Genomic DNA, 18583 nt, shown 5'->3' with positions numbered 1-18583 from the left:
TGCGTGACAAAGACATTCATGGATAGGGAGAGATCCGATGAAAGACATGAGCAATCTCGACGATTTCGAAGTGGGCTTCGACATTCCGGCCAAGCCGGGCATGTCCGAGGCCGAGATCCAGACGCCCTGCCTTGTGCTGGACCTCGACGCGCTGGAGCGCAACATCAAGAAGATGGGCGATTATGCCAAGGAACATGGGATGCGCCACCGCACCCACGGCAAGATGCACAAGTCCGTGGACGTGCAGAAGCTGCAGGAGCAACTGGGCGGCGCGTGTGGCGTCTGCTGCCAGAAGGTATCCGAGGCCGAGGTGTTCGCCCGTGGCGGGATCAAGGACATTCTGGTGTCGAACCAGGTGCGTGACCCGGCCAAGATCGAACGGCTGGCCAAGCTGCCCAAGCTGGGCGCGCGGACGATCTGCTGCGTCGATGATTTGGCCAATGTGGCCGACCTGTCGGCGGCGGCACAGAAGCACGGCACCGAGATCGAGTGCCTTGTCGAGATCGACTGCGGCGCGGGCCGCTGCGGTGTGACGACGACGCCGGAAGTGGTGGAAATCGCCAAGGCGATCGACGCGGCAAACGGGCTGAAGTTCTCGGGCATCCAGGCCTACCAGGGCGCGATGCAGCACATGGACGATTACAACGACCGCAAGGAAAAGATCGACATCGCCGTGGCGATGGTGAAGGACGCGGTCGACACGCTGAAGGCCGAAGGGCTGGAGTGTGACATCGTCGGCGGTGGCGGCACGGGTTCGTATTACTTCGAGTCCAACTCGGGCGTGTACAATGAGCTGCAATGCGGGTCCTATGCCTTCATGGACGCCGATTATGGCCGCATCCTGGACAAGGACGGCAAGCGGATCGACCAGGGCGAGTGGGAGAACGCGTTCTTCATCCTGACCTCGGTCATGTCCCACGCCAAGGCGGACAAGGCGATCGTCGACGCGGGCCTGAAGGCGCAGTCGGTCGACAGTGGCCTGCCGGTGGTGTTTGGCCGGGACGACGTGGAATACATCAAGTGCTCGGACGAGCATGGCGTGGTGAAGGACCCCGGCGGCGCGCTGAAGGTCAACGACAAGCTGAAGCTGGTGCCGGGCCACTGCGACCCCACCGCCAACGTGCATGACTGGTATGTCGGCGTGCGCGGCGGCAAGGTGGAGACCGTCTGGCCGGTGTCGGCCCGCGGCCACGCATACTGAACCCAATTCTTCCTGTGGACTGTCGGGGTTGGCATTTCGCTGACCCCGCTTTTTTGAAAGGCCCCCAAACATGATCATTGTTCCCGAGCGCGAGATTGCAGACCTGATGACGCGGGAGGCGGCGTTCGAGGCCGTCGAGAAGGTGTTCGCCGCGATGGCGGCGGGTGACGCGTATAACTTCCCTGTTGTCCGCGAGGCGATCGGGCACGAGGATGCGCTTTATGGCTTCAAGGGCGGGTTCGACAAGGCGGGCCTGACGCTGGGGCTGAAGGCCGGGGGCTACTGGCCCAACAACCTGGAGAAGCGGGACATCATCAACCACCAGTCGACGGTGTTCCTGTTCGATCCCGATACCGGCAAGGCGAAGGCGATGGTAGGGGGCAACCTGTTGACCGCGCTGCGCACCGCCGCGGCCTCTTCGGTGTCGATCAAGCACCTGGCGCGCAAGGATGCCAAGGTGATCGGCATGGTCGGTGCGGGGCACCAGGCGACGTTCCAGCTGCGTGCGGCCTTGGAGCAGCGGGAGTTCGAGAAGGTGATCGGCTGGAACTATCACCCCGAGATGCTGCCCAATATCGAGAAGGTCGCGAAAGAGGCCGGCGTGGCCTTCGAGGCGGTCGAGTTGGAGGGCATGACGGAGGCGGACGTGATCATCTCGATCACCTCGTCCTTTGACGCGACGCTGATGGCCGATCATGTGGGCGCGGGCTGTCACGTGGCCTGCATGGGCACCGACACCAAGGGCAAGCAGGAGGTCGAGGCGGCGCTGTTGCAGAAGGCGACGGTGTTCACCGACGAGGTGGCGCAGTCGATCAGCATCGGCGAGGCGCAGCACGCGGTGGGCGAAGGCCTGATTACAGAGGGCGACGTGCACCAGATTGGTGCTGTGATCAACGGCACCCATCCGGGGCGGACGAGCGATGACGAGATCACGCTGTTCGACGGCACCGGCGTGGGCTTGCAGGACCTGGCCGTGGCGGCGAGTGTCGTGGACCTGGCGGTGGAGCAGGGCCGCGCCATCGAAGTGGATTTCTGAGGCACACGTTCCGACAGATGAGCCTGAAGGGAGGCGCGGAGGTTGCTCCGCGCCTTTTCTTATTGGGGGGCGTCCCTTGCGGTCCCTTGGCCGAACGAGGTCACCCGGCTACCTTGGGGGACGCCGAGCCCATGCCCCGGACGACCGCGCTTGAGTGTGCCGAAAGGGATTGGACTAGGCGACTTCGGAGACGTTGCCGGAGATCCCGTCGGTGTCGTCCGCGTCTTCAAGCCGGTCGAAGTCCACGTAAAACGTCGATCCGACGCCAAGGGCGCTGACATATCCGATGCGCGCGTCGTGGTGTTCGACGATCTGCTTGGTGATGTTGAGGCCGAGGCCGGTGCCGCCGACCTTGCGCACGTCGGAGGAGTCGATCTGGCTGAACTTGCCGAATACGCGCTCCTCGGCGTTTTCGGGGATGCCGGTGCCCTTGTCCTCGACCGAGATGCGGACGCGGCTTGCGACGTTTTCGACACGCACCTTTACGGCGCCATTCTCCTTGGAGAACTTCAGGGCATTGGACAGAAGATTGTTCATCACCTGGATCAGCCGTTTCTGGTCGCCCATGATGTAGCATTCGCCCTTGCAGCTTTGCATCTCGAGGCTGATCCCGAGCATGCTGGCATAGCCCGAGATGGAGTCGACGGCCTCGCGGGCGAGGTCGTTCGCGCAGATCGGCTGCAGGTTGAAGCGGATTTCGCCGGCTTCGATCTTTTGCAGGTCGAGCAGATCGTCGATCAGGTTGGCCAGCCGGCGGCTGTTCTTGGTGGCTATCTCGATGACGGGTTTGAAGTTCTGGGGAATGTCTCCCAGAACGCCGTTGTTCACCAGTTCGAGCGAGCCGATGATCGAGGTAAGCGGTGTGCGCAATTCGTGGCTGACCGTGGAGAGGAACTGGGATTTCACCTCCAGCGCCGCCTTGGTGCGGTCGTGCTCTTCCTCCATCAGTTTCATCTGTTTCAGGCGTTCCTGGTAGCCGCGATAGAATTTCGCGGAGATGTCGGCGATGAAAAACAGCACGAACATGATCGTGAAGAACTGGAGCCAGATCGGGGATGTGATCGGCGGCGCGTACCGCACGACGTCCAGGAACGCGATGAAGAGAAACGTGATGCCATAGATCGACAGGCGCAGGATCAGGATGCCGAACATCTGGCTGTTGTGCATGGCCGCGAAGAGTGACGCCGAGAACAGGAAGAACAGCGAGGTGAACTGGCCCCCCGTGGTTTGCTGGACGGCGATGTTGGCGATGAAGACGCTGATCGCCAGGGCGCTGACGGTGGTGTTGATGGCGATGGCTGTCAGGAGTTTCCGACCGAGAACCGGGTCCTTGCCATCCCAGGTCTTGGCACGTGCGCCGAGGATCTGGTCGAGGATCTCGGTCAGGACGACGATGCCGTAGCACGCGAAGATCGAGACCGGATCGAAATAGAACGCGGCCAGGAAGGCCGCCGTGAAGAAGCTGGTCTGCCTTTGCCAGATCAGCTCGTTGGCCAGGGTCAAATAGTCCTTCATCCGCTGTTCGCGGCCTTGCGAGGAGAACCAGTCTGTCGGTGAGGACCAAGTCCTTAGTAGCGTTCTCATGATTGCCTCTGTCGCAACACGGATTGTTTCGACCTACAGGCCCTATTTGTTTAAATTCTGCCCTTAATCGGGCAGAAAGCGGTATTTCGTCGAACAATCCAAGGCAGACCGGATCGGACGCGTTTTCTTTTAATGCAGTTCACACGTTAAAAAGAACGCGGGCCAGGCCCCGGGGCCTGCGCAGCCTGCGGTTCGCCCGGGCGGCGAAAAGTCAGGTCATGCTGCCTCGGAGCTGCCCGATTTGGACGCCGCGTAGACGCCGGAGAGCGACGGGAACTGGATGTTCGCGTGCGGAATATCCTCGATCGGGCCGAAGACCGGCGTGCGGGCCAGGACCTTTTCCCGCTGCTCTTTGAAATTGGCCGTCAGGAGCTGTATCGGCTTGGCCAGGCCGGGATAGCTGCGCGGCTCGAGCGCGGGTTCGTAGCCCAGGTAGCGACGGTAGAACGCCGTGTGTTCGGCGCGCACCGGGGCCAGGGCCAGGTCGACATCGTAGAAAATCGACGCGAGAAACGGAATCCGCAACGTCAGGAAGTTCAGCGGGATGCGTTGCCGGCGTGCGGATGACGAGATCACGAAGCGGGTCGGGTCGAGGATGGTTCTTTCCTGCTTGAGCTCGTCCAGAAGTTCCGGAAAGACCTCGAGGGTCGGTGATTTCCAGCACAGTTTCGACAGCAGGTGAAGCCGGACCGCCGCCAGCATCGTGCCGTCGATCCTGACCGCGACATGCACGCAGTTCTCGGTTTCGTCGAACGGGTCCGACATCCTCTTGTCCGCCCTTGCGGACACGGTGTTTTCGGCGCGGTAACACGTGTATCTCAGGCGATAGAGCTCTTCGAGATCGTCGTCGTCCGTGAGAACGGAGTAACGCGCCGGCTTGAGCGCCTCGATGACTTGCTCGTACATGGGCTTTCCTTAAATGCTGCGGTTTTCAGGGCGCGGCGCGGCACACCAGAAGGTCGCTGTAGTCGCGATAGACGGATCGTTGGTCGAGGATCTCGAAGCCTGCGGCCGTGACGGCCGAGGCAATCTCTGCCGGGGTGTGGGTCCAGTAGGTGCCGTTCATCTGGGCCTTGAAGATCGCCTGGTTCTGCTTGGCAATCTGCCGGGCCTGCCAGAAAATTTCCAGCGTCCGGATGAGCCCGTGTTCCTTCTTGAGCGTAGTGAACAGGTACCGGCGCCAGTCCTGCACATCCATCGGACGGCCGAGATCGACGAGAAAGAGCAACCCGCCCGGACGCAGCATCCGGCGGATGTCTACCAGCCGTTGCCGCGGGTCGGGCATGGCATAGAGCGAATGCACGCTGATGACGAGGTCGGCCTTTTCCGGCGCCTCGGCGCTTTCCAGGCCGACATTCTGGTAGGTGACGTTCTTGCGGGCGGCAAGTTTCGCCCGGGCGGCCTGCATCATGCCGGGATCGGGTTCCACCAGGCAGATGCGGCTGCCGGGGCAGAGGCGCGCCGCAATATCGGTATAGTTTCCGGTTCCTCCCCCCACGTCGTAGATGATCCCCGGCGTCTCGATTCCGGACAGGAAGTCCTCGAAATCCCGCATCAGGGCCTTATACTCTGGGTTGTGCTTTGACAGCAGGTCGTAGGCCGCTGCGTAAGCGCTCCAGTCGGCATTCGATCCAGGGTCGGGACGCTTGACTTCACCATAGTTCACAACTGACCTGTCCTTCCGAATATGCTTGAGAGGGTGAGCGCACGGCCTCCAAGCTTTTTGCGGAAACAATCGCAAACCAATAATTACATTAGTAAATTGTTAATATGTCAGCGCGATATTGCAACCCATAAGCGCAACAGCGGGTTGAATTAGTCCATATTGTTTCCATTTCAGGTTAATCCTGAGGCAGATCAGCCACATCAGCCGGTCGCTGTTGGCGGACATGCTCAACGCGCCTGGCACTGCCGGTCGCTGCTTTCCGACGATCATCATCCTATAGGTGTATTTAATGGCCGCTTGGGCATCGCCCCGGCGCGGTCCTTCGCGCCCGTGGCGTCACGCTGGCGCGACGGCGGCCGGCGTTCTCGCGCTTGTCCGATGCGCCATCGACCGAGTGTGGCAGGTATATGGCGGAGACGTCGGACTTGCAGGAGAAAAGTCCCGGTTCTGACAAAAAACAACCCGATTCGTCGGCGAAACCCCCTGCCATGACGCGCTGAGGTGCGAGAATCGTGGAGATGTCATGCTGGTTTCGCTAAATTTTGATGGTTCAGTCGATCTGGACCTGGTTGCGCATTTCCTTGGCATTGCCACGCATGACAACATCAATGCTGCCCCTTCACGGCCTGCAACCGCCCGCACGGCGTCGTACAGCCCGCTGGATATCGCGCCCCGGCCAGCCGCGGCGGTCCTGGGGGAGCAAAAACACCTTAAAGTTGTCTTAATTTAGCCGATTTTCAACCGCTTACTGACTGTCAAGTGGTAATACGCGCAACCGAAAGCAACAGGACCCGAAACCGCTTGGCCTGTTGGGAGCGATGAAAATGCATCTACTTGCTGTAGACGACGAACCGACAATCCTGGAGCTGCTTCAGCTGATCATCCAGACGCTAGGGGATCACACCGTGATCACCGCGACCTCTGCCGCAGAGGCGCTGGAGCTTTTGGACAATCCGGAGACCCCGGCGATAGATTGTTTCCTGGTCGACATCCAGATGCCGGACACCGACGGGGTGGCGCTGTGCCAGACCCTGCGGTCGAAGCCCGAGTATCAGCTGACGCCGATCCTGATGCTGACCGCGATGACCGACAAGTCGTATATCGACCGGGCCTTCGCGGCAGGCGCCAGCGACTATATCACCAAGCCGTTCGATATCGACAACCTGCGCGGCCGCATCCAGCTGATCGGCGACATGTCCAAGACCAGCCGGCAGGCCGTCATCAGCGCCAAGCCCAGGAACGAGGCTATCCCGGAGGAGTCGACCACGCTGGCCCTGCACGAACCGATTTTCGTCCAGGACGTGGACGGGTGCATCACGTATCTCGCGATGGAGAACTACGTGTCGCTGATGTCGAGGAAAAAGCTGTTCGGCTCCTCCATCATCGGGTTCACCATCCGCAACATCGAAGAACTGCACCGGACATCCACGCGGTACGAATACGAGTGCATCGTGACCGATGTGGCCGAGGCGATCTCGATCGCGCTGGAAGAGTTCGGGGCGCTGATATCCTATGCCGGGAACGGCACGTACCTGTGCGTTCTGGAGTGCGGATCGCAACTGAAGCCGGATACGCTGGCGGATCAGGTGAACCTGATCATGCGCAGCATGGACCTGTATTCCAACGACGGGTCGCCGATCAACGCGTTCGTGTCGGCCGGGGAGCAGGTCCGCCTGGTGTGGAAGTCCGGCCAGAGCGCGGTGGATGCCCTGGCGCAGGCGCATGAAAGCGCGGAGCGCGCAAGCGGTCGCCATGCGCGCAACCTCGAAGACTTCTGGTACGACAAGCACAGCATGAACATCTAACGCGCGTCGGCCGGCACCGGCGGAGGCCGGAACCGGCAACGGGCAATGCTTCGGGATGCGGCAGGGCGATGAAGGTCATCGCCCTGACCGTTTGTCAGTCGCCTTCGGCCACGCCCTTGGCGCGGGCCGCCGCGCGTCGCGCGCGGTAGCTGGGCAGGATCACCAGGAGCGCGGCGAGTACCAGGAGCGCCAGCGTCATCGGGCGTTCGATGATGAAGCCCATGCCGTCGTAGAGCTGCATCGAGCGGGCGAAGTTGTCCTCCATCATCCGGCCGAGGATGAACCCGATCAGCAACGGCGCCAGCGGATAGTCGGCGAATTTCAGCGCCGTGGCGCAGATGCCGAAACCGACGAGGATCAGCAGCTCGGTCGCGTTGTTCTGGCCGATATAGGCCCCCATCAGGGTGAAGAACAAGATGAACGGGATCAGGTAGTTGCGCGGAATGCTCAGCACCTTGGCGATGTAGGGGATCAGCGGCAGGTTCAGAACCAGCAGCACCAGGTTGCCGATGAACATCGACATGATCACCGCCCAGAACACCTGTGGCTCGTCCACCATCAGGCGCGGGCCGGGGGTGACGTTGAGCGCGATCAGCGCGCCCAGCAGGATCGCCGTGGTGCCGGACCCCGGAATGCCCAGCGTCAGCAGCGGCACGAAAGACCCGGTGCAGGCCGCGTTGTTGGCCGTTTCCGGTGCGGCGAGGCCTTTGACCGATCCCCTGCCGAACTCGTACTGTTCCTCCTTGGTGGCGAGGTTGCGCTCGACCGCGTAGCCCAGGAAGCTGGCGATGGTGGCGCCGGCACCGGGAAGCACGCCGATGAAGAAGCCCTGCAGCGACTGGCGCCCGATGACGGGCGCGATGGCGCGCCCTTCCGTGCGGGAGATGCGCAGGTTTTCGATCTTGCCGCCGCCGTCGCCGCCCATGTCCTTTTTCTTGAGCACGAGAAACAGCGCCTCGGGCAGGGCGAACATGGCCATGGCCAGCGTAATGAAGCCGAAGCCCGACTGCAGGTCCATCAGCCCCATGGTGAAGCGCGGCATGTTGAAGAGCGCCCCTTCGCCCACCGTTGCCATGATCAGGCCGACCAGGGTCATCAATACCGCCTTGGCCACCTGGCCCGTGCCGGCAAAGGCGGCGATGGCCGACAGGCCCACGACCATCAGCGCGAAATACTCTGCCGAGTGGAACAGCAGAGCCACGGACGACAGCGCGGGGGCGAAGATCATCAGCAGGATCGCCCCGATCGTGCCGCCGGCAAAGCTGGAGATCGCGGCGATGGTCAGCGCCTTGCCCGCCTTGCCCTGGCGCGCCATCGGATAGCCGTCGAAACTGCTGGCCACGGTGCCTGCGACCCCCGGCGCGTTGAGCAGGATCGACGAGGTCGAGCCGCCGAAGATCGCGCCGTAATAGACGCCGGCCAGCAGGATGAGCGCGGCCGAGGGGTCGCCCATGGAAATGGCGACCGGGATCATGATGGCGATGATCGACATCGGGCCCAGGCCGGGCAACATGCCGATGAAGGTGCCGATCAGGCAGCCTGCGATGACCATCAGCAGGTTCTGGATCGAAAGGGCCGTTTGCAGGCCGATAAGAAGTCCTTCGAGCATCGGTCAGCCTCCTTACATGAAATAGGGCAGCGGGCTGAGGAATATCCCCAGAACCCGGTCGACGAGGTACCAGACGATGCCGGTGGCAAAGACCGCGACGGGGATCAGGATGTGGAGCTTGCGTTCGCCCAGCACGATGCCGCCAATCGACAGGAAGCCGACCGTCGACAGCAGGAACCCGGCGGGCCGCAGGAAGACCGCGTAGGCCACCATCAGGCCCAGCAATGTCAGTGCCTGGAAGATGTGGTAATCGCCGAGGCGCCGGTAATCGATCTCGGGCTTGGCGGACCTTTCGGGCGGCGCTTCGAACCCCAGCACGATCATCAGTGAGGTCAAGATTGCCAGGACCGAGAGGACCTTGGGAAAGGTCGACGGCCAGATGGGATTGCGCTGCATGAAGGGCGGCAGGAGGTCGTCCATGGTGAAAAACGCGGCATAGGCATAGACCGATGCTACGCACAGGATGACGAAGGCGATCCAGCGATCGAGGGCCATGTCATGTCTCCTTGGGTTGGTTGGTGTTGCTGCCGGAAGGCCCGGATCCGGGACCGCCGTCATGGGCGGTTGCCTGGGACACGTCCGGCACTGCGAAAGACGGGGGTGTCGAGGGTCGAGGTGTCGCGGGCGGCGCAGGTCGGCTCCGAGCGGACGGGGGACCTGCGGTTTTCCCGCGTTCCGGGCGCCATGGGCCCGGAGACGCGCGAGGGGATGGTCCCCTCGCGCAGACCCGTCGAGATCAGAGGAAGCCCAGCTTCTTCATCAGGTCACCGATCTGCTTTTCCTGGTTTTCCAGGAAGGTCTGGAAGTCGTCACCCAAGTTGTGGATGTTGACCCAGCCGTTGCGCGCGCGCACGGTTTCCCATTCCTCGGTGTCGTACATCCTGGAAAGGGCTTCCTGGTATTGCGCCAGCTTTTCCTCGGGCAGGCCCGGGGCGCCGAAGAAACCGCGCCAGTTGACGAAGGTGGTGTCGATGCCCTGTTCCTTCATCGTGGGCGCGCTGTCATACGCCGGCACGCGTTCGTCGGACGTCACGCCGATGATCTTGACCTCGCCGGCCTCTGCCAGCGCCACGGCTTCGGAAAAGCCAGTCGACAGCGCCGCGATTTCGCCCGAGAGCAGCGCGGCCATGGCCTTGCCGCCCGCGTCGTAGGGAATGTACTTCATCTGAAGCGGGTCCTGGCCGGCCGCTTCCATCGTCATCGCGGCCACGAGGTGGTCCATGCTGCCCGGCACGGACCCGCCGCCGATGGCGGTGGCGTTGGGGTCGTCCGCGAACCTGGTGACCAGGTCTTCCATGGTGTCGATGTCGCTGTCGGCGTGGACCACGAGGGCCGCGTAGTCGCCAATGGTGCCCGCGACCAGCGTCAGGTCACGGAAGCTTTGCGGGAAGACGCCGGTGAGCGACCGGATGATGATCGGGGTCGAGTTGACCATCAGCGTGTCGTGGTTGCTCTCGGCATTCTCGATCAGGTAGTTGAGCGCCTTGCCGCCGCCGCCGCCTGACAGGTTTTCGTAGGACGCGGTGCCGACCAGGCCGGACTTCGTCAGGGCCTCGCCCGTGCCGCGCGCGGTGCTGTCCCATCCGCCACCGGCGCCGCCGGGGATCAGGAAGTGGACGCTGTCAAGCACCTGGGTGTCGTCGGCGAGGGTCGGTCCTGTGAGTGCAAAGGCGGCCGCCGCCGCCAGCGCCATGCGCCGGGTCATATTTAGTGTCAGCATTATCTCCTCCATTCATGCTGTTATTTTCTCGATGCCCTCCTTGCTACCGTCTCAACCTGTCGTGAAGCTGTCATGCCGGACCCATGGGCGCGGGGGGCGTCAGACGACTGGAATTTCTTTCAGAATTGGCGGATGCTGGGGCAGGGAGGTACAATAGCGGATATGCGTCTGCTACTGGTGGAAGATACCGCTGACGTGGCGGATGCCATTGTCGCGAGCTTTGCGAATCGCGGCGATGCGGTCGATCACGCAGGGTCGGTCGAAGAGGCCGCGGACGTATTGGCGGTGCAGGATTACGACGTCATCATCCTTGATATCGGTCTGCCCGACGGGTTGGGCACGGACATTCTTGCAAGCCTTCGGGATCGGGGCAAACCGACGCCGGTGCTGATGCTGACCGCGCGCTCGGACATCGAGGACCGGGTCGCCGCGCTCGACAAGGGGGCGGATGATTACCTGATAAAGCCCTTCGACCTGCGCGAGTTGCACGCCCGCGTCCGGTCGATGTTCCGACGGCAGGACATGGACCGCTCGGGGCGGATCGAGTTCGGGGATATCACCTTCGATCCGGCGGGCCTGACCGTGGAGGTCAAGGGCAGCCCGGTTTCGCTGGCCCGGCGCGAGTTCAACGTGCTGGAGATCCTGCTGGCGAACCGCGAGCGCGTGGTGACGAAGGATACGCTGCTGGAACGTCTTTATTCCTTCAACAGCGAAGAGGTCAGCCCGAACGCCGTCGAACTTTACGTCGGGCGGTTGCGCAAGAAGCTGTGCGACAGCCGGATCACGATCAAGACGCTGCGGGGGCTTGGCTACCAGATGGTCGATGGAGAGTAGGGCGCGGAGCGGCACGCGGCTGACCGGGTCCCTGAGCTTTCGGCTCGGTGTGGCGCTGGCGGTGGTGCTGGCCATCGGCGGCGTGGCGGTGTCGCTGGCGGCCTATGCCTATGGCCGAAGCGCGGCGCAGAATTCGTATGACAGGCTGCTGGTCGGGGCGGCCAACCAGATTGCCGGGTCGCTGAGGCTGCGTGGCGGCGAGATCATGGTCGATATCCCGGTCTCGGCCTTCGACCTGCTGTCGCTGGCGCCGAGGGACCGCGTGGTCTATGCCGTGTTCGATGACCGGGGGCAGCTGATCACGGGGTATGACGCCGTGGACCCTCCGGACGGGGACGACGAGTTTTTCGGCGGCAGCTTTGCCGGCGAGCCGGTGCGGTACGCGCATGTCAGGCGGCTGATCTCGGAGCGGTCGTTCCTGGGTGCGGTCGACGTCGTGGTCGGACAGACCATCGAGGCGCGCCGGGACCTGGCGCAGCAGGTCACGCGAAACGCGCTGGTGGTTGTGGCGGCGGTCGGCCTGGTGATCTCGGGGCTTGCCTTCCTGGCGGTGAACTCTGCCCTGCGCCCGCTGCGCCGGCTGGAGCGTGATGTCGCGGCACGTTCCAGTCGCGACCTGACGCCGGTGGATGTCGAGGTGCCGCAGGAGATTGCCAGCCTGGTGGCGGCCCTGAACCGCTTTATCGGGCGGATCGACCGTCAGTTGCGGATCATGCGCACGTTGATTGCCGACGCCTCGCACCAGTTGCGGACCCCGATCGCGGCGCTTCGGGCGCAGGCCGAGCTTGCGCGAGAGGCGCCGGATGCCGAAGAAATGAGGCGTATCGTCGAGAGGATCCATGATCGGTCGCGCAACCTGAGCCAGTTGACCGACCAGCTTTTGAACCACGCGATGATCATTCACCGTGCGGACAGTGTCGAACTGACGTCGGTGGATCTGCGGGTGGTGGCCAGCGAGGCCGTCGCGCAGTTCGATCAGACGCTGACAGGCGCCGAACTCGAAGTGCGGATGGACCTGCCCGAGGAGCCGATGATCTGCGACGGCGACGCCTTGTCGTTGGTGGAGGCCTGCAAGAACCTGATCAACAATGCCGTCGCCTATGGCAAGCCGCCGATCACCGTCTTCGTGCAAGATCCCGGCGCGACGTTCCGTCTTGGGGTGCGCGATAGGGGCGACGGGATGGCCGAGGAAATGTGGGCGGATGCGGGCTCGCGCTTTGCGAAACGGTCCGGCGTGTCCTCGACCAGTGCGGGGCTGGGGCTGTCGATCGTCAGTGCCGTGGCGCAGGCGCATCGCGGCCGGATGAAGATCCGACGCCCCGCCGACGACCGTTTCGAGGTTTTCGTGGAGCTTCCGAAAGTCAGCGAGGTGGAGGCATGAAGGCGATCGGCCTGATGTTCGCGATGATGCTGGCCGGTGCGGCGGTGGCCCAGCCGGCGCCTGAAGCCGTGAAATCCTATGGCCCGGACGATGCCGGGCGACGATTGTTGGTGCGCGGCACAACCGACATCGCCCGGTTCGAGACGGTGATGGATCTTTTCGCGTCCCGCCGCGGCGATACGCGTATCGATTACGAGCAATGGGGGTCGAACGACCTGTTTCAGGTGACCGTGGCGGATTGCCGGCAGGGCGTCGAGGCCGCCGACATGGTGATCAGTTCGGCGGTCGACCTTCAGTTCAAGCTGGCCAATGACGGATGCGCCAGGGCGCATCGGTCGGCCGCGACGGCGCGTCTGCCGCAGGTTGCCAACTGGCGTGACGAGGTGTTCGGCATCACCCGCGAACTTGCGGTGATCGTCTATAACAGGCGCCTGATCGACGATGCCGAGGTGCCGCGGTCCCGGTTCGACCTGATCGACCTTTTGCGGCCCGATGACAGCCGGTTTCGCGGGCGGGTCGCCACCTACGATATCGAAGCCTCGGGGCTGGGGTATCTTTTCGCCTTTGCGGATGCGCAACAGGCCACGACGTTCGGCAGCCTGATCGAAGCCTTCGGGCGCAGCGGGGCGGTGGCCACCTGCTGTTCGGACGAGATCATCGACGGGGTGGCCGACGGCACCTACCTGATCGCCTATAACGTCCTTGGCTCCTATGCCCTGGCGCGGGCCGAGCGGAACCCGGACATCGTCGCCGTGGCACCGGACGATTACACGTTGGTACTGGCCCGCGCCGCGTTGATCCCCCGCCTGGCCGCCGAGCCGGACCTGGCGGGCGCGTTCCTGGATTTCCTGCTGTCCGAGGCCGGGCGGTCGGCGCTGAGATCGGCGCAGCTGATCGTGAGTACCGAGGAGGGAGGACCCGAGTACCTGCGCCTGCCGGACACCGCGGAAACGAGTTTCCGGCCCATTGCATTGACGCCGTCCCTGCTGGTCGGGCTCGACCGGCACAAGCGGCGGGATTTCATCGCTCTCTGGCGGTCGACCTTTCCCAATGGAGGGGGCGCCGCCGGGGTGACGCCGGAATGACCGCGACCGCCGCGGCGAAGATCGCCCCGGTCGTCCGCTGGCGCGGCGCGTGATTCCCGCGGCCAGGCTTTGTGGCAGGGGCGGCTGAGGGCCGGGACGGTCATGATCACGAGGGGGGCGGCGCGGGAGGATGGCGGTCGTGGCTGGAGTACTCAAACCTTTGGGCCATCCTGCGATGCGGTGCGGTCGCGTGACAGGCATTTGCGGTTTGCTATGGATAAACTGAACGGAAGGGTTTACGAAGCGGGCCTAGTTAAGACATCGCGGCAAACATCCGCAATCGGGGGTCGAAACGCATGATGAACCGCTCCATCCTAGCCATCGCAACCGTCGTTCTGGGCCTGACCGTGTCAAGCCTGTTCGCCGGACGCGCCCTATCGCAGCAGGCACAGGACCCGGTGCCGGTCGTGGTTGTCACCTTGCAGGCGAAGACGGTGACGCTGACCTCGACGCTTCCGGGGCGGGTGGCCGCGTCGGCGGAGGCGGAGGTGCGTCCGCAGGTCAACGGGATCATCACGGAACGGCTGTTCCGGGAAGGCGCATTTGTCGAGGCCGGCGACGCGCTTTATCGCATCGATTCCGCTACCTATTCCGCCGCCGTTGAACAGGCGCAGGCGGCGGTGACGCAAGCGCGGGTGCAGCTGGACGCGGCGGAGGTCGAGGCCGAACGGCTCGTGGAGCTGCGCGAGCGCAACGTGACGAGCGAACGGGCCTTCGACGAGGCAAAGGCGGTGCGGGACACCGCCGCGGCAGCGGTGGAGGTGGCCGAGGCGCAATTGCGGTCGGCGGAGATCGAGCTGGAACGCACCACGATCAAGGCCCGCCTTTCGGGCGAGATCGGCCTGGCGCGGACCAGCCCCGGCGCGCTGGTGACGGCCAGCCAGGCCGAGCCGCTTGCCGTGATCCGGGAGATCGACCCGGTCTACGTGGACGTGACCCAATCGGCTGCCGACCTGCTGCGGTGGACGCGCGGACAGACCGAGGACCAGTTGACCAACGCCGATACGACGGTGCGGCTGACGCTGGCGGACGGGTCGGAATATGACGAGACCGGCACGATCACCGCCGCGGAGCCGAACGTGGATCCGCAGACCGGCGTGGTGGTGCTGCGCCTGCAGTTCGACAACCCCGACCGGCTGCTCTTGCCGGGGATGTACGTTCAGGTCGAGATGCCTGTCGGTACCGCCGAGGACGTGCTGCTGGTGCCGCAGGAAGCTGTTCAGCGCGACCGGCGCGGGCGCCCGTTTACATGGGTTGTGACGGCCGAGAATGTGGTCGAGGAGCGCCAGGTGAGCATCCTTCAGGACCGCGGTGCCGACTGGGTGGTCAACGGCGGCCTGCAGGACGGCGACCGCGTGGTCGTTGCCGGGTTCCAGAAGACCGGCGTCGGTGCCACCGTGGCCCCCGAGGAACGCCCGGCCCCCGAGGCCGAGGCGACCGGCGACGCAACCGGCGACGCAACCGAAGAGCCTGCCGAGGCGGGCGAGAAGACATCCCCATAAGGATCATATCCCATGGCGCGCTTTTTCATTGATCGCCCGGTTTTTGCCTGGGTCATCGCGATCCTGATCATGGGGGTCGGGGTTCTGGCGATCCGCATCCTGCCGATCGCGCAGTACCCGGAAATCGCGCCGCCTTCGGTCTCGATCAACGCGACCTATCCCGGCGCCTCTGCCGAGACGGTGGCCAACACGGTGACGCAGGTCATCGAACAACAGATGACCGGGCTGGACGGGTTGCGTTATTTCTCGTCCAACTCGACATCGGCGGGGCAGTCGAGCATCACGCTGACCTTCGAGACCGGCACGGATGCCGATATCGCGCAGGTGCAGGTGCAGAACAAGCTGTCTCGCGCCACGCCGCTGTTGCCGGAAACGGTTCAGCGGCAGGGCGTGACGGTGGAGAAATCCTCGGCCGGCTTCCTGATGGTGATCGGGATGATCTCGCGCGGGGACGGGTTCGACCAGGTGGACCTGTCGGATTACATGGTCACCAACCTTGTCGACGAGCTGAGCCGGGTCGAGGGGGTCGGATCGGTCCAGGTGTTCGGCGCGCAATACGCGATGCGGATCTGGCTGGATCCGTCCAAGCTGGCCGCTTTTGAGCTAACGCCTGCCGACGTGGTAAACGCCGTGTCGGCGCAGAACGCCCAGATTTCGGCGGGGGCGTTCGGCACCCGGCCCACGGTCGAGGGCCAGCAGCTGAATGCCACGATCACCGCGCAGTCGCTGCTGACCTCGCCCGAGGATTTCCGGCAGATCGTCCTGCGGGCCGAGACCGATGGCGGGCTGGTGCTGCTGGACGATGTGGCGCGTGTCGAGATCGGTGCCGAGAATTATGCCACCATCGCGCGCTTCAACCAGGACCCGGCGGCGGGCCTTGCCGTCAGCCTGGCCCCGGGGGCCAACGCGCTGGATACCGCCGAGGCGGTGAAGGCGCGGATGGCCGAATTCGCGGAGTTCTTTCCCGAAGGCGTGGAATACGTCATTCCCTATGACACCACGCCCTTCGTGCTGATCTCGATCGAGGAGGTCATCAAGACGCTGTTCGAGGCGATCATCCTGGTCTTCCTGGTGATGTTCCTGTTCATGCAGAACCTGCGCGCGACGCTTATTCCGACGCTGGCGGTGCCGGTGGTCCTGCTGGGAACCTTCGGCGTTCTGGCGGCGGCCGGGTTTACCATCAACACGCTGACGATGCTGGCCATGGTGCTGGCGATCGGCCTCTTGGTCGACGACGCCATCGTGGTGGTCGAGAACGTCGAGCGGATCATGGAGGAAGAGGGTCTGCCGCCCCGCGAGGCGACCTACAAGTCGATGGGGCAGATCACCGGCGCGCTGATCGGGATCGCGCTGGTGCTGTCGGCGGTGTTCGTGCCGATGGCGTTCTTTCCCGGCTCGACCGGGGTGATCTACAAGCAGTTCGCGATCACCATCGTGTCGGCGATGGCGCTGTCGGTGGTGGTGGCGCTGACCCTGACGCCCGCGCTGTGCGCGACGATCCTGAAGCACAAGGACCGCGACAAGACCAAGGGCGCGTTCGGCTGGTTCAACCGCGGGTTCGACGCGCTGCTGAAGCGTTATGGCGGCACCGTCGCCTGGAGCGTCAAGCGGCCCTTCCGGGTGGGGCTGGTCTATCTGGCGCTGGCGGTCGCGATGGCCTTCCTGTTCACGCGCACGCCGACCGGGTTCCTGCCGGAAGAGGACCAGGGCATCCTCTTCACCCTGATCCAGACACCGACCGGCGCCACCGCGGAGCGGACGCTGGATGTGCTGGAGCAGGTTGAGGAGTATTACCTGACCCAGGAGACGGAGACGGTGAATTCGATGTTCGGCGTCGTCGGGTTCAGCTTTGCCGGCAGCGGCCAGAACATGGGTATCGCCTTTGTGCAGCTGAAGGACTGGGAGGAGCGCAAGTCGCCCGATCAGAGCGTGCAGGCCCTGGCGGGACGGGCCTATGGCGCGCTCAGCGGGATCAGGGACGCGATGGTGTTCCCGATCGTGCCGCCCTCGGTGATCGAGCTTGGAAACGTGTCGGGGTTTGACGTGTACCTGCAGGCGCGCGGGGGACAGAGCCACGAGGAATTGCTGCAGGCCCGCAACCAGCTTCTGGGGATGGCCGCGCAGAGCGAGTTGATCGCGTCGGCCCGGCCCAACGGGCTGGAGGACGCGTCGCAGTTCAACCTGGATATCGACTGGCGCAAGGCGGGCGCGATGGGCGTGACGGCCAGCGACGTCGGTCAGCTGCTGACGGTGGCCTGGGCCGGGTCCTACGTGAACGACTTCATAGACCAGGGCCGGATCAAGCGCGTCTACGTGCAGGGCGACGCGCCGGATCGCGCGATTCCGTCCGACATCGACAAGTGGCGGGTGCGCAATGCCAGCGGCGGCCTGGTGCCGTTCTCTAATTTCGCGAAGGGCTCGTGGAACTACGGACCGCAGGGCCTCTACCGCTTCAACGGCATCCCGTCGATGCAGCTGCAGGGCGCGCCGGCCCCCGGCGTGTCGACCGGCGCGGCGATGGCCGAGATGGAGCGCCTGGCCGCGGAGCTGCCGCCGGGTTTCGCGCTGTCCTGGACCGGCCTGTCGCTGGAGGAACGGCAATCGGGCAACCAGGCGCCGCTGCTTTATGCGCTATCGCTCGCGGCGGTGTTCCTGTCGCTTGCGGCCCTCTATGAAAGCTGGTCGATCCCGTTCGCGGTCATGCTGGCCATGCCGATCGGCGTCGTGGGCGCGTTGTCGGCGGCCTTCTTTGGCGGATTCGACAATGGCGTCTTCTTTCAGGTCGGGCTGCTGACCGTGATCGGCCTGACCGGCAAGAACGCGATCCTGATCGTGGAGTTCGCGCGCGACAGGCACGTGGCGGGGGAGCGTGTCATCGACGCTGTGGTGGAGGCGGCAAGGCAACGCTTTCGTCCGATCATCATGACCTCGATGGCGTTCTCGCTTGGGGTTCTGCCGCTTGTGCTGAGTTCCGGCGCGGGGTCCGGCGGGCGCAACGCGATCGGGTCGGGTGTTCTTGGCGGCACGATTTCCGGCACGGTGCTGGGCGTCATTTTCGTGCCGCTGTTCTTCGTGATCGTGACCAGGTTGTTCAGGTTCGGACGCGGTTCCGCCAAAGACACCGACGCGGGATAGGGACGGGCCGGGGTTCGCTCGTGGT

At 64.0% G+C, this 18583-nt stretch carries 15 protein-coding genes; 9 read left to right on the top strand and 6 right to left on the bottom strand.

From position 1 onward, the window contains the following. Positions 1–37: 37 nt before the first annotated feature. Entirely contained in the window at positions 38–1201 is a 1164-nt protein-coding gene (gene bhcC, locus FIU85_RS10215; protein WP_152496817.1) for a 3-hydroxy-D-aspartate aldolase BhcC, read from the top strand. 70 nt (positions 1202–1271) lie between these two features. Next, positions 1272–2237: an iminosuccinate reductase BhcD gene (gene bhcD / locus FIU85_RS10210; protein ID WP_152496816.1), complete on the top strand. Its 966-nt coding sequence runs from the start codon at positions 1272–1274 to the stop codon at positions 2235–2237. A 174-nt stretch (positions 2238–2411) separates the two neighbouring features. On the opposite strand, the gene FIU85_RS10205 is transcribed toward bhcD, so the two are convergent. The 3 genes from FIU85_RS10205 to FIU85_RS10195 form a co-directional block, all read right to left on the bottom strand. Continuing rightward, on the bottom strand, positions 2412–3752 hold the full coding sequence (locus FIU85_RS10205) for a cell wall metabolism sensor histidine kinase WalK (protein ID WP_254701756.1): 1341 nt from the start codon (positions 3750–3752) through the stop codon (positions 2412–2414). A 285-nt stretch (positions 3753–4037) separates the two neighbouring features. After that, positions 4038–4727: an acyl-homoserine-lactone synthase gene (locus FIU85_RS10200; protein WP_152496815.1), complete on the bottom strand. Its 690-nt coding sequence runs from the start codon at positions 4725–4727 to the stop codon at positions 4038–4040. Between the two features lie 25 nt (positions 4728–4752). Continuing rightward, a complete protein-coding gene (locus FIU85_RS10195; protein ID WP_254701757.1) occupies positions 4753–5487 on the bottom strand; it encodes a class I SAM-dependent methyltransferase in 735 nt (244 codons plus the stop codon). A gap of 523 nt (positions 5488–6010) precedes the next feature. On the opposite strand from FIU85_RS10195, the gene FIU85_RS10190 reads away from it, so the two are divergent. Further along, entirely contained in the window at positions 6011–6217 is a 207-nt protein-coding gene (locus FIU85_RS10190) for a hypothetical protein (protein WP_152490857.1), read from the top strand. Between the two features lie 94 nt (positions 6218–6311). Next, positions 6312–7292 (top strand): PleD family two-component system response regulator, encoded by a 981-nt coding sequence (locus FIU85_RS10185; protein ID WP_172977981.1) that lies wholly within the window; start codon positions 6312–6314, stop codon positions 7290–7292. A 94-nt stretch (positions 7293–7386) separates the two neighbouring features. Here the strand turns inward: FIU85_RS10185 and FIU85_RS10180 are convergent, their stop codons facing one another. The 3 genes from FIU85_RS10180 to FIU85_RS10170 form a co-directional block, all read right to left on the bottom strand. Then, positions 7387–8901, bottom strand: a complete 1515-nt coding sequence (locus FIU85_RS10180; protein ID WP_152496814.1) for a tripartite tricarboxylate transporter permease — start codon at positions 8899–8901, stop codon at positions 7387–7389. 12 nt (positions 8902–8913) lie between these two features. Continuing rightward, positions 8914–9396, bottom strand: coding sequence for a tripartite tricarboxylate transporter TctB family protein (locus FIU85_RS10175; protein ID WP_152496813.1), 483 nt, complete (start codon positions 9394–9396; stop codon positions 8914–8916). 241 nt (positions 9397–9637) lie between these two features. Next, positions 9638–10621, bottom strand: a complete 984-nt coding sequence (locus FIU85_RS10170; RefSeq protein WP_152496812.1) for a tripartite tricarboxylate transporter substrate binding protein — start codon at positions 10619–10621, stop codon at positions 9638–9640. 162 nt (positions 10622–10783) lie between these two features. On the opposite strand from FIU85_RS10170, the gene FIU85_RS10165 reads away from it, so the two are divergent. From FIU85_RS10165 to FIU85_RS10145, 5 genes are all read left to right on the top strand, one after another. Further along, the gene (locus tag FIU85_RS10165; RefSeq protein WP_222451527.1) at positions 10784–11455 is read left to right on the top strand and encodes a response regulator transcription factor; all 672 of its coding nucleotides are present in this window, start codon (positions 10784–10786) and stop codon (positions 11453–11455) included. Then, positions 11445–12836 carry a sensor histidine kinase gene (locus FIU85_RS10160; protein WP_152496811.1) on the top strand — a complete coding sequence of 464 codons (1392 nt, stop codon included), beginning with the start codon at positions 11445–11447 and terminating at the stop codon, positions 12834–12836. Before FIU85_RS10165 ends, FIU85_RS10160 begins: the two co-directional genes overlap by 11 nt. Beyond that, positions 12833–13921, top strand: coding sequence for an ABC transporter substrate-binding protein (locus tag FIU85_RS10155; RefSeq protein WP_254702878.1), 1089 nt, complete (start codon positions 12833–12835; stop codon positions 13919–13921). The genes FIU85_RS10160 and FIU85_RS10155 overlap by 4 nt, the downstream gene beginning before the upstream one ends. Positions 13922–14220: 299 nt before the next feature. After that, positions 14221–15423, top strand: coding sequence for an efflux RND transporter periplasmic adaptor subunit (locus FIU85_RS10150; RefSeq protein WP_152494356.1), 1203 nt, complete (start codon positions 14221–14223; stop codon positions 15421–15423). Between the two features lie 12 nt (positions 15424–15435). Beyond that, positions 15436–18558 carry an efflux RND transporter permease subunit gene (locus FIU85_RS10145; protein WP_152496810.1) on the top strand — a complete coding sequence of 1041 codons (3123 nt, stop codon included), beginning with the start codon at positions 15436–15438 and terminating at the stop codon, positions 18556–18558. Positions 18559–18583 lie beyond the last annotated feature (25 nt).

Origin of the sequence: Roseovarius sp. THAF8 (assembly GCF_009363735.1) — a bacterium.
Taxonomy (GTDB): Bacteria; Pseudomonadota; Alphaproteobacteria; order Rhodobacterales; family Rhodobacteraceae; genus Roseovarius.
Note: the sequence above shows the minus strand (reverse complement) of the source record. Positions and strands in the feature narration are given on the sequence as shown.